Source organism: Cryobacterium sp. Y11 (assembly GCF_002929535.1).
In the GTDB taxonomy this organism is placed as follows: Bacteria; Actinomycetota; Actinomycetes; order Actinomycetales; family Microbacteriaceae; genus Cryobacterium.
Window position 1 is genome coordinate 1 of record NZ_PJJO01000011.1, and the last position, 1,970, is coordinate 1,970.

Annotated in this window: 1 protein-coding gene; it reads left to right on the forward strand. The window is 57.9% G+C overall.

Going from position 1 to position 1,970, the window contains the following annotated elements:
* Positions 1–448: 448 nt before the first annotated feature.
* Positions 449–1,696 (forward strand): GAF domain-containing protein, encoded by a 1,248-nt coding sequence (locus tag CXY75_RS00090; RefSeq protein WP_104080878.1) that lies wholly within the window; start codon positions 449–451, stop codon positions 1,694–1,696.
* Positions 1,697–1,970: the final 274 nt, after the last annotated feature.

The window sequence follows — 1,970 nt, forward strand, 5'->3', positions numbered from 1 at the left end:
AGTGCGTGAACTGACGGATACGGTGTGAATGAAGGGGGTGTCTCGTTCGAAGATTCCTCGAAGCCTTAGACGCTCGGGGACCCTGTTTCGGGGGTATCCGGGCCTGATCTCGGGGTTATCAGATTCGTTATACACGGGATACCTTCGTATTTGGGTGCTCTTTGAAGCGCGACACCTTCGCTCGTTGATGGTCGTGCTCAATATCGGTGGTGGCCGCTTGACCGAAACGGCAAATTTGGCGTTAGTTAGGGAAGACAGGCGACTGGACGTATTCAGGGTCCGCTGGGCTGTGAAATTGAGGGGATATTCAATATGTGCAGGTTCATGCGGCGGCGCGATCTGCCTGCGCTATTGACTCTTCCGGTCAGCGTCTGGATTCGTTTCTTCGGATTTCGGGCAGTTAGGTAGGGGGAGTAGCATTTTTTCGACGTTTCGCGAACGTGTTCGGATGCTGATGCCGTCGATGGTGGCTGGTCTACCGACAACTGATTTTTTCCGACCTCGGGATGCGCCGCGGGGTCATGCTTCGGGGTGCGATCCCGACCGGGTTCTCCTCATCGGTGCAGGGCCGGCGGTTGGGTGGGGCGTCACGACCCACGAGCTGGCATTGCCTGGCGCGCTGGCGCGCGCCCTTGCAGTGCTCACGGATCGCGGATGCGATGTGGATCTCATTGCTGAGTCGGGCATGGACTTCACAGGGGTGAGCCTGGTTGTTTACGAGAGAGATCTACTTCGGTACGATGCGGTCGTTCTGATGGTCGGGGTGAACGAGGCGTTGCGGCTGACCGCGGTGCACACATGGTGCTCGGGGATGTCTAGCGTTTTGTCGATGCTGAGAAAGAATTTGTCAGTAGAGTCCGAAATTATTGTGGTCGGAGTGAGTCCGCTTCGATCTTTGGCTGCCCCTGGCTTGAGAGTTGGCGCTCTGAAAGTGAAGCGCGCGCTGATGCTTGATCGTGCCACGTTTGAATTGTGTGCCAAGGATCAGCGCACGACCTTCCTGTCGCTTCCCGGGTTGTCGGCGCCGTCGTCAAAGAATAATCCTGAGCTGTTGCAATACGTTCAGTGGGCGAACGTCATCGGTGAAATTCTTGCCCCACGACTCACCGCGCTGAACTATCTCGACGGAGACCGACGACACACCCTGGTCCATCGAAGGAGGACCGTGGAGGCCGATCGTCAGGAGGCCAATCGTCAGGAGGTCAATCGTCAGGAGGTCGTTGACGAGCTGCACCTCCTGCCGGGTGAAGCGCGCGTTGGCTTGCAGCGGATCGTATCTCTAGTGAAACAGGCGTTCAATGTGGAATTCGCGCTGATCACAGTGCTCGATCATGATCGCATGTGGTATCTCGCGCGAGCAGGGGCGGCTCTGGCGGAGACGTCTCGGGCGGCGTCCTTTTGCGATCTCGCAATCTTGGGCAATACGGCCCTGGTGGTGCGCGATACACGAGACGACGACAGGTTTCGGGATAACCCCTTGGTGGTGGGTGACCCGCATATCCGTTTCTATGCAGGATTTCCCATCGAATCACGGTTGGGACAACGCATTGGGAGCCTCTGCGTGATCGATTCGCAGCCTCGGCGACGGGCGGACGATGTCGACGTGGCGCTCCTCCGTCAATTCGCGCACTTGGCGGAGCGAGAATTGTGGAAGCACTTGCCAAACGCTGATGAGGAGAAAAAATCGCGACGATGACCACCGCATTGCGCGCGTAAACGACAGCACAGGTAGTGCTAAGTCCGAGCGGGTACCCGTTCAAGATGACACCGGCCCAGATTCGTCTATCAATGGCTGCAATGGGACGGCGGGACCTTACGTGCCTGGGTTGGTGTGGCATATCGACGCTGTGCTCTTGCCCAAGTTTCTCTGGGAATGGTGGTGGGGCTTTTGGTCAACCTGCTCATTTTGCCGCCGCTTGCGATCGGCACGGCTGTCGAGCGGTTGACCAGTTTTCGAGGCACCCTCGCCA

Excerpts from the sequence above, each read along its gene's own strand:
- CXY75_RS00090 (WP_104080878.1), top strand. The coding sequence starts at position 449 with ATGCTGATGCCGTCGATGGTGGCTGGTCTACCGACAACTGATTTTTTC.